This is a genomic window from Coraliomargarita algicola (genome assembly GCF_033878955.1).
In the GTDB taxonomy this organism is placed as follows: Bacteria; Verrucomicrobiota; Verrucomicrobiia; order Opitutales; family Coraliomargaritaceae; genus Thalassobacterium; species Thalassobacterium algicola.
Genome location: NZ_CP138858.1, coordinates 1915871 through 1926126, shown reverse-complemented (window position 1 = coordinate 1926126; position 10256 = coordinate 1915871). Strand labels below are relative to the sequence as shown.

The window sequence follows — 10256 nt, the reverse complement described above, 5'->3', positions numbered from 1 at the left end:
TTCAATCAACTTATCCTACAATGAAGCCATTTCCTAATTACTTATTGATGTGTGCATGCACGCTAAATGTCTGCGTCCTTTCGGTATCCGCTCAACAGGCCACCGTCGTCGGGCCGCAATCAGTGATCGAGCAATACCAAGCTCCCGTCGTAGAGTCGGAGTCCGGTGAGGTGTTGATCGACTTTCCGAGTATGATCAATGCGCCGGGCGCCAACGATAGCGCGCAGATCATGCCTGCTGTCGCGCGCTTGGAAATTGAGATCGTCGGCACCAGCGGAGGACAGGCATTGAGTGAATTTATCCAAATCCGCGGCGAGTCGCGAGCGGCTGCAAATCGGGCGGCCCTGTATGTCAGCCTCGACGAGGCGCTGGCCGTTTACCGCGACCTTCCGCTGACACTGGGCGATATCCGTTTCATCCAGCAGGACATTAGCGATGCCTATAAAGCGAATGGCTATCCGCTGATGTCTGTGGTCGTGCCCCCGCAAGAGATCCACAATGGTTCCCTGAAGGTGCAGATCAACGAGTTCCGGCTCGCCGGTTACACGACCCAGTTTGCCGACGAGGAGGGGAATTACAGTGCCGATCATTCACGCTGGAGTGATGAAGCCCGTCTTGAGAAGCAGCTCAATCCATTGCTCGCGGAACCGATCTTGTCGCAAGAGGCATTCGATAAAAAGGTTAAGGCGATCAACCAAAACCCCTTCCGCACCGCGCGGGTTGTCTTTGAGCCGGGCCAGAACATGGGGGAAACCTTTGCCAATATTCAGATCGATGAACAGCGCCCCTGGACGGTGCAGGCTGGCTACAACAACCACGCCAGCGAGTCCTCCGGCGAGGACCGTTTTTTCATCGGTGGCAGTCTCGGCAATCTTCCCTTTGAAGACCACCAACTTTCGGCCAATGCCACTGTGGGCACTCGGATGAACGAGTTTGAAAACTACGTAGTTACCTACACGATACCCAACCGTTGGGGGCACAAACTGACGGCGAGTTTCAATTACTCGGATACAGCTTCGAGCACGATTCCAGGTATCGGTTCGGCCAGCACCACCATGCAATCTACTTTAAAGTATGAGCTACCCGTTTGGAGCCACCAAAGTGTGCAGTGGAATTTCAGTGCACTGGGTGCGTATAAACAATTTGAGCGTGAGAGTTTGTTTGGCTCTGTTGTTGTGGGGGGAGCTGAGTTTGATTCGGTTCAACTCTCACTCAATAACACCTTTAACATTCAGGAGGCAACCGCGTCGAATCAGTTCGTAGTGGGGGTCGTCTTTAGTTTTGCAGGACTGACTGATAATAACTCGGATCAAAATTTTCGACAGTTCTATAATTCCGCAACAGGCGAAGCCCAGACCACGCATTACATTTTGAACTATGCGCGCGTTCAACAACTGGGGCCGTTTATCAGCGCACTCGAAGGATGGTCCACCGAGACGCAACTCTCCTGGCAAATCACCAGTGATGAGCTCGCCGGGAGCGATAACTTCGCCATTGGTGGTGCGAATGCCTTACGTGCGTATCAGTCCAGCGAAGTGAGTGGGGACAATGGATTCTATGCACTCCAGTTCTTACACTTTAGACCAATCGCAGGTGATCATCTAGGCCTCTTCGGCAAGTGGGTGGACCAAGTGGCGGCCTCAACTTTCATTGAGGCTGGATGGAGCGATTTCGAACGCGGCGGCAATGCACGCATCTGGGACTACGGTCTACAGGCTCAGGTAGGGCTGCTTAAGAACATGAATGTAACTGCCTCATTCGCAGTCGCCGGTGAGGATGCCCGCCTGACCGAGCGCGGGGACTCTCGCTTTTTCTTAAGCTATCAGTTCAGGTATTAGCGTTGTGAACTATTACGTCGGTGCTCAGCTTTGCTCTGAATTTGGCTCTAGCCCGGATAGCAAGTCTTTGGCGAGGGCCCGTGCGGGGTCCCTCGCGAGCACAGCTTCTAGCAGTTTGCGTGCGCTGTGAGTATTTCCGAGCCCCAGTTCAGCTTGAGCTTCAATGAGCAGAGCGGTGGTTTCCTGGCGGCGTTGAAGATTCTCAAAAAGCAGACGAGCTGGCAGGGACGTAGCGAAATAGTAAACTTTAGCTTCCTGATTAAACAGACGTTTGGCATGTGCTTTTAACTGAGTGAATAATTGTTGCGCTTTATCATGCTGGCCGAGTTTATCTAGTGACAGTGCTGAATAATAGGTCATTTCGGAATAGCTCTGCACGGCGCGTTCTAGAAAGTCGCCTTGGAAATTAGACGCGGCCGTCCATAACTCGCGAGCGCGGCTCAGGTTGGCCTCGCCGGCTTGAGCTTCGAGGGCGCATCCCAGCCAGTAGTAGGTGTTGCTTTGATTGGCGAGTAGGTGCTTGGATTCACCTAGATTGCGGGGCGATTCCAGTGCGGCTTCAAAGTATTGACGCGCGGTGTGGGCATCTCCTGCAGTGAGTGCTTTGCGCCCGAGTGCCAGGTGCGTGCGAACGTGTTGACTGCGTGCCAGGCCTTCGCCGCCTTCCCAAGGTTGAAAGTTGCGTGAGTTGAGATAGGCTAGCGCGTCTTGGTGGCGTCCTTCTTGATTGAGTAGATCCAGATATTCAACGGACAAGTCGTCTCGGCTCTGGACTTCAGGTAGGTGTTTTTTCAGCGCGGCTAGACGTTGGGAACTGGGCCGCCCTAGGCGCTTCCATAAGAGGTCGCGCTCGAAGAGTAGACGGGCGTCTCTTTCGCCCGCGCTGAGGGTTAACTCGTAAGCGCGTTCGTATGCATCACGTGCTGATTCATGTGCTTCGAGTACGTTGTAATAAGCGATTCCCAAGTTGCGCCAGACTGTGGGGTTGCCGTTAGGGTCGATTTGCGTGGCGAGTTCCCAGTTGGCGATGGCATCGTGGTGGCGTTTGCGGTCGTAGAAGAGATTGCCTAGATAGTATGGGGCATGGGCGTCCTTGTTGTTTTGCTGGATGGCCCATTGGAGTATATTGATATCTTCGATGCGAGAGGGGAAGCAGTAGTCGCGCGGCGTCGTACGTGCAGTTTCGAGCTCGCGTTGGGCTGATACGGGAGAGCCGAGCTGTTGTTGTAGCCATGCGCGGGTATAGGCGAGCATCGGACCTGTGCCGCTGGTGGGTTCGGGACGGTTTGCAAGTGATGTGGCAATGGTTTCCGGTGCGATGAGTGCAAGTGCTTCGTCTAGGAAGCCTGCACGGGCGTGATCATGGGCCAGGTCCAAGCGTGTTTTTGTGTCGCAGCTTAAATCGTGCCCCATCAAATGGCGGGCCCACCAGTCGAGTGGATCAAGTCTGTGTGTGGCTAGGACCTGTGCTTCGGCTTCGTCATGACGATCGAGGCATTGCAGCACCCGTGCGCGTAGATTGCGGGCACCGAGGTTGTCAGTGTTGACGCGTAGCGAGCGGTCCAGATGATCGAGAGCATTGTGCCAATTCTGTCGGCGGCAATCGATTTCAGCCAGCGCGTGATAGGCGGCAGATTGCCAGGCTTGATTCCAGGTGGACTTATAGAGTGCAGCATAGGCCGCTTCCAGCAGTTTGGTGGCTTGAGTGGTATCAGTGGCCACAATTGCATCAGCTTGATAGCGCAGGGTGAGGCCGAGGTTGTAGTAGGGCTCACCGTCGTAAGGGTTGGGATTGCGGCGGGTTAGGCGTGCGATCGCGGTGCGAAAATGTTGTTCTGCTTTGTCGAATTCTCCATTGGTTAAGCAGAGTAAGCCGACGGCATTATTGGTGCGTGCATCGGAAGGATCGCGACGTAGGGCTTCTTCCCAATATGGTTCGGGCATTCGTGTCGGGTGTCGGTATTGAGCTAGGTGCTGTCCGGTAATATAGAGTTCTTCAATGCTTTCAATTTCGGATGGATTGGGCGGTTCAGTGGCAGCTTCAGGCTCGTTTGCTGGTGGCTGTGCTGGCTGGTAGGCGAGCAATTCGTGCCCCTCGCTGGTAATGATGCTGAGCTTTAGCGAGGTGAGGGGTGTGTGCGGCGGCACGTCCAGTTGGGCTAGATGGGGTGCGTTGGGAGCTAGCTCTACATTTGCGCTGTAATAGACTTTTCCAGATTCTGTATTGGTGAGTTGCACTACGGCATGGCTTCTGGGCCGGGTTGTCATTGCACCCAGCTGAGCTTTATTGTTGCGTTGTATTAGGCTGAGTGCCGCCTCGGTGCTGGCCTTTTGAGCGGGGCCGATGTCCTGTATCGGATACCAGAATTGGCTCCATGTTTTTGTTTCTCCAGGTTGCAGGAAGCTGAAGTCGGGTTGATTATCGGTGTAGACGCCGGCCATTAGCTCCACGTAAGGCACTTCGTCGTCGCACAAGTTGCGGTCCCATGCGTAGCCGAAATTATGGTTGCCCCAGACCCATTGCTTTTTACCGGGAGAGATGTGGTGGTTGGCCACATGCACGATACCGGCACCACGCAGATGATCGTAGCCGCCAAAGAAATCTTCCTGAGTGCCCAGACACATGTAGGAGGTCGGCACCGGAATGTTGGAATACCAAGACAGGTCGTTGGCCGCGTAGCCGCCCGCTTGGGCGATCTCGGCCAATTGGGGCGGGATGTCCTTGGGATCGTCGATACAACTGGGGGGGACAAACTGTGGCGGACGGTCAGCAATGGGGACGCCCTCTTGGGCACGTTGGGCATAATCGATGCCGTAATACACATCCGTGCATAGTGGAAAAGTCGAGGTGCTTCCTTTGGCGTGGTCGGCCACGTGAGTGACATCTGTTGGTAGGAATGATTGGTAGCCTTCGTTGGCAGTGACGGCAACGTTGGCCCACCATAGAAAGGTTTGAACGAACGGAGTTCGATTATGTGCGCGCACTTTTAATTCGATGACGGCACGATCGGGGTATAGACAGATTCCATGCATGCCCTTCATTCGATTGAGTGGATCGTGCTCACTCATCCAGACGGTTTTAGAACCATCGGCGTGTTCTTCGATTTCCACGTCGCAGGGCATGAAAGTGGATGGACGGTGATGCTGTGGCCAGTTGAACTCAATGCCGCCGGATATCCAAGACCCAGATAGCGCAATCAGAGCAGGTTTAATCACGCCATTGCGGTAGACGAAGTCGTAGTCATTTGTTTTATCGCGTGCACCGTGGATGCGTCCGCCGAGCTCGGGGAGTATGGTGACTTCGATATACTCATTCTCGATGGTGATCGTATCGTAGGCACGATCGGATTTTGTTTCCTCAAAGCGCTCGACGCAGGGGAGGGGGTAGACGCGTCCGCTGCTGCCTTGATACACACGCTTTTCAAGAAACATCGGATTCTTGTCGGCTGGAAACGGTGCGTAAGTTGGGATCACTGTACTTTCACGACGAATACTGACGCCTGCTGAGGCGGTATTATGAATAGAGGCGCTGGATGGGGGAGTTGTGGTTTTAAGCATGGATTGATTGTGTGAATGCAGGACTCACGACGACAAGTGGATTGGCTTTACAAAGTTGTGAGTCTTGTTATCAAAAATGCGCATGCGAGTGGAGCAAGATACGACTATGGAAGCTGCGGAAGAGAGTCATTGGGCTGACTTAAAGCTCTCGTTGCAGCGATTTTGGGAGGGAGAGCCTATTGGGCAGGTCGGTCAATTCACTGGTGTGGTATTGACCGTCTGGAAGCTGAAAGCCGGTGAGCTGACATTGAGTAAGGGGAATTGTGTTGAGCATGCTCAAGCTGGTGATTGGATTGTCTGTCATCCGGGGAAACGTCATCAGGCGTTTAGTGATTCTGCGCGCCTGTTGTCGCTTCACCTACAGGTCGAATGTCCTGCAGGAGCGGCTCGGTGGGTGGGTAATCCGGTGGTTGTCTTTGAGCATGATGCCGAGCTCGATCGTTTGCTGCATCGTTTGCGTCGGACTTCGTTATTGAAGCATTTGAGTCAGCAGGGGCGCTTGCACCCTGAAGGAGAGCTCACGACATTAGAGGACATTTTAGAGCTAAAGGAGTGCTTAACTGCATTTTTTCGTAGGCTGGTGCAACTGTTGCGACCGCTTGGTATGCGTTATGAAGTCGCCTCTATGCAGGATGCTCGAGTGCGAGAAAGCTATCGCCGTCTCAATCAGGTCGACCTGAGGGATGGCTTTTCACGGGAGCAACTGGCGCAAACGGTCGGCGTCAGTGCCAGTCAATTGGATCGCCTTTGGATGCGTGAGTTGGAGCAAACCCCAAAACGCTTTTGGAATTGGCGACGTCTGCAGGCGGCCTGTGCACTTTTGCAGGAAGATCGACAGGCCAAAGAGGTCGCCTATGAAACAGGCTTCGATCACCTCAGCCAGTTCTCCTTATGGTTTCGCGCCAACATGGGAGAGTCGCCTAGCGCGTTTCGCACCCGCCAGCGTGGGATCACTCCATAAATTGGATCGATCCGCGATTGGGATGAACTTTTTTGACCTAAATTCGTCAGCTTCAGTATACGTGATTTCTTAAACCGTTAATGGACGTGAATCAGAGTGATCGCCATTTTTGCGATACTGGAAGTGCCATAACTTATTGATATTCAAATCTGGTCTTTGGGATCTGTCTTTTGACTACTCTTTCTAGGATTAACGGTTTTACCCATCTTTTGAGGTCTATATGGTAGGGCGGTTTTGCCAAAACCGCCGTTCGCCCTGTGGTAACGCCTGCCGGTGACTATTCATACGGGGCCGCACCGTCTCCGTGCGCATCTGTGCCGTGTCGACGATTGGTCTCGAACGTTCGGTGCAGTCCGAGTAACCGAGGGCGTCATAACGGACCTGCGCGACCACTTTTATTTCTAATGGATCCCACTTTGCCAGAACTGGTATTAAATGCTAAAGCCACCGTTGCCAATGACTACGATCACGATTCCCAGCATGAGGCCGGTTAAAAGGGCGATTCCGACAGGGGTCTTAAAGAACCAAGCAAAGCCGGATTCCAGCTTCATCGTAGAGCTTATTTCTAAAGTATAATTCACGCCCACGTGTTGCTCTGTTTCGTAAGGGAATTGCTCCAACACATCATTCTCAAATTTGTCTTTATCCAGCAATTGAAGGTCGACGATCTCTTCCATCGGGATGTTGCTTTGCGGCGTAAACGTCAGGCCGTCGCCAATTTCAGTATTCGCAAAAATCCCCAGATCGCGCGTGCCTTCCGTCGTGTGGACGCGTAGCCAATAGTCCGCCGCCCGATCATTCGCCCCCACGCCAAAGACGGTTTTATCATGATATTCCACACCCCCAGGCGTGAGTGTCACCGTCACCGATTCGAGACTACTCGAGTGTGTCAGCACCCCAAAGATCGCCCAGCCAATGAAGATCACTAGGATCGCTTCAATTAAGTAAATCAGTCGCTTGGGGAGTTTCATGGTTGGTGTGCAGGTTTAAGGAATTCGGATGCAGGCTTATGTGATGTTGCGATGTCAAGGCGACGGCATGTCTCCATTCTGATTTTTTCATTTATTCAACGCCGATGTTTTGGGCTGCTCATCTGGGAACAGCATCGATTTTCCCTCAAGTGATTGAAGCAGAGCTACCACCTCCTTTTTTGTCTCTGTCATTGCTTTGGCAATCGACTGCATGTTTCGAATTGCTTGGCGGATCGTATCAGCTTGGATATCCAGTTTCTGTCCGGTCTCTTCGCAACTTGCTGCAGAAGTGGTATCGAGCTGGGGCAGTAAGTGGTGAACCAGCTCATTTCGGTCATCAACTAGTTGAGCGAGCCACGTCTTAATTTCTTCATAGAATGCTTCATTATGGCCTAAGCGAAATTTGTAGGAAAAGTGGGGCTCTGTGATCTTATCTAGATCTGGCCCTTCGTCATCTGTCTCAGGACCTAGGATCTCCTCAACATATTGCCCTACGAGTATACCAAGTGTCTGTTTTTGGGTCGATGCCACGTGTTTAGCTTGCTTCCGCTCCAGTTGGCTCGAAACCCCCGATAGTTTATTACCTGATAGGGTGAATTTCAACAAGCCCTCAAGTTGCTGAAAGAGCAGCATGTTCCGACCAATTTTGCGGAGCACTTCATCGACTGAGGTTTTTAGGTCCATAGTGTGCGTGAGCGATTACATCTTAAGTAGGCTAAATTGTTCTTCAAATTCTTATAAATTTAATAGAATCGAATGCTTCCCCGGCACTAAGTGAGTCTCAATTGGAGGACCAATTATAAATCCATTTTTTTGATACCATCGAACTAGTAATGGGGAGCGCTTCTCATCGTCTTCTGTGATGCTTCCGCAGATCGTTCGCGCTTTGTTTTCTTTTGCCAGTCTTATGAGTCTGGAGAGCAGTGCCTGGCCAATGCCATTCTGACGAAGTGGAGTTGGTACTGGCGGCTTATAAAATGGATTCACGATTTTTTGTAGCCATGAACGATGAACGGGGCGGACTGTTTCGTAGATGATTAGATCTGCTAGGTGAATCTGACCATCGTCTTGAATTATGAAATTTTGATAACCAGCACACTGCTCATTGTAAATGACATCGAACCGTTCATCACTCCAATCACCTACGATTTTAAAATCAATCATCACTAGCTGAAATGGTCTTTTAACTTTCGGCTGATTGTAAACTCTCTTCCACGCCTTGGAATTCCTCCAAGGCGGTCTGTAAACTCTCGACGATCTCGGCGGCTAGAATGGCGGGGGCGGGGAGGTTTTCGCTGTCCTCCAATGTGTCGTCTTTGAGCCAGAAAATGTCTAGGTTGGCTTTGTCTCTGGCGATGACTTCCTCGTAGGTGAATTTTTTGAAGCGCTCGGTCTCGACAGTGGAAGTGGCATCTTGCCGCTTTGTTCCTGTGGAAAGCGGCGGGACGCCGCTTCTACTTTTATAACATTTCACGAAGTCCGCGAGGTCTTTGGGGCTCAGCGGATTCGTCTTGAGGGTGAAGTGCAGGTTGGTGCGGAGGTCGTAGATCCAGAGGTTTTTGGTCCAGGGCTTTTCGCTGGCGGGTTTGCGGTCGAAGAAGAGCACGTTGGCCTTCACGCCTTGGGCGTAGAAGAGCCCCGTGGGGAGGCGGAGGATGGTGTGGAGGTCGCAGCGTTGGAGGAGGTTGCGGCGGATGGTCTCACCCGCGCCGCCTTCGAACAGGACGTTGTCGGGCAGGACGACGGCTGCGCTGCCGTTGATGTTGAGCATGCTGACAATGTGCTGCAGAAAGTTGAGCTGCTTATTGCTGGTGGTCGCCCAAAAGTCGTCGCGCTCGTAGCTGTGCTTCTCGGTGCTGACTTTGCCGTCGTCGCCGACGATGGTGTAGCCGCCTTTTTTACCGAAGGGTGGATTGGCTAAAATCATATCGACCTTGTCGGTTGGTGGGCTTGCCAAGGCGTCGCGGGACTCGACCGGTGGTTTGCCTTCGGCGGAGCCGATGCCGTGCAGGTAGAGATTCATCGCGCACAGGCGGGTCACGCTATCGACGATGTCGGTGCCGTGCAGTGCCTTGGTCTTGAGGTGCTTCTTCTCGTCCTTGTCGAGTTTGTGGTGCTTAACGATGTAGTCGTGCGCAGCGAGGAGGAAGCCGCCTGTGCCGCTGGCAGGGTCGGCGATGGTCTGCATTGGCTTGGGCTGCATCACGTCGACAATCGCGCGGATCAACGGGCGTGGCGTGAAATACTGACCTGCTCCCTTGTCGGACGACGAGGCGGTCTTTTCCAACAGGCCTTCATAGATCGCGCCCTTGATATCGACGTCCATCGCGGACCAATCCTCATCGTCGATCATCTTGATCACACGCTCCAGATCGGAGGGGTTGGAAATCTTGTTCTGCGCCTTGCGAAAGATCACGCCGACGAGGCCCGCTTCTTTGCCGAGCGATTCCAGTGTGTGCCGATAGTGGACTTCCAAGTCGTCGCCACTACGCTGCGTCAACTGCGGCCATTGGTAGTCGTCCGGGATCGGATTGTCATAGCCCAACTCTTCGCGTTCTTCCGCGAGTTTGAGGAAAAGGAGATAAGTGATCTGCTCCACGTAGTCGCCGTAACCGACGCCCGCGTTCTTGAGCACGTGCGCGTAGTTCCAGACTTTGGAGACGATGTTTTGTGAGGGATCGTTGGACATTAAAAGAAGTGGCCGCGTAAAAGACTTCGTCTCACGCGGTTTTGAAAAGTTGAAAGGTTGAAAAGTGGGAAGTCTGGATACAGTGAATGGACTGCTTTGCTGAGCGTAGTGGATTCTATAAGTGGCTTGATGAATGCGGCATTCGCATCGTCTAACCACAATTGATTCGTGGTCGTGTGTGTGATCTATTGTTTCCGGTCTATATGCACTGTAACGGCCTTTTTCACCCGTGTATTGCT

Annotated in this window: 7 protein-coding genes; 2 read left to right on the top strand and 5 right to left on the bottom strand. The window is 52.7% G+C overall.

The features are described 5' to 3' along the window. The first annotated feature begins 20 nt into the window (after positions 1 to 20). The gene (locus SH580_RS07430; protein ID WP_319834382.1) at positions 21 to 1838 is read left to right on the top strand and encodes a ShlB/FhaC/HecB family hemolysin secretion/activation protein; all 1818 of its coding nucleotides are present in this window, start codon (positions 21 to 23) and stop codon (positions 1836 to 1838) included. A 24-nt stretch (positions 1839 to 1862) separates the two neighbouring features. Here SH580_RS07430 and SH580_RS07425 read toward each other — a convergent pair whose 3' ends face one another. Beyond that, a complete protein-coding gene (locus SH580_RS07425; protein WP_319834381.1) occupies positions 1863 to 5396 on the bottom strand; it encodes a DUF5107 domain-containing protein in 3534 nt (1177 codons plus the stop codon). Between the two features lie 82 nt (positions 5397 to 5478). Between SH580_RS07425 and SH580_RS07420 the strand changes: the two genes are divergently transcribed. Next, positions 5479 to 6357, top strand: a complete 879-nt coding sequence (locus SH580_RS07420; protein WP_319834380.1) for a helix-turn-helix domain-containing protein — start codon at positions 5479 to 5481, stop codon at positions 6355 to 6357. Between the two features lie 431 nt (positions 6358 to 6788). On the opposite strand, the gene SH580_RS07415 is transcribed toward SH580_RS07420, so the two are convergent. The 4 genes from SH580_RS07415 to SH580_RS07400 form a co-directional block, all read right to left on the bottom strand. Beyond that, a complete protein-coding gene (locus tag SH580_RS07415; protein ID WP_319834379.1) occupies positions 6789 to 7328 on the bottom strand; it encodes a hypothetical protein in 540 nt (179 codons plus the stop codon). Between the two features lie 87 nt (positions 7329 to 7415). Beyond that, complete coding sequence (locus SH580_RS07410) at positions 7416 to 8012, bottom strand: hypothetical protein (protein ID WP_319834378.1); 597 nt, start codon at positions 8010 to 8012, stop codon at positions 7416 to 7418. 51 nt (positions 8013 to 8063) lie between these two features. Then, positions 8064 to 8492, bottom strand: a complete 429-nt coding sequence (locus tag SH580_RS07405) for a GNAT family N-acetyltransferase (RefSeq protein WP_319834377.1) — start codon at positions 8490 to 8492, stop codon at positions 8064 to 8066. A 19-nt stretch (positions 8493 to 8511) separates the two neighbouring features. Further along, positions 8512 to 10017, bottom strand: a complete 1506-nt coding sequence (locus tag SH580_RS07400) for a type I restriction-modification system subunit M (protein WP_345786253.1) — start codon at positions 10015 to 10017, stop codon at positions 8512 to 8514. Positions 10018 to 10256: the final 239 nt, after the last annotated feature.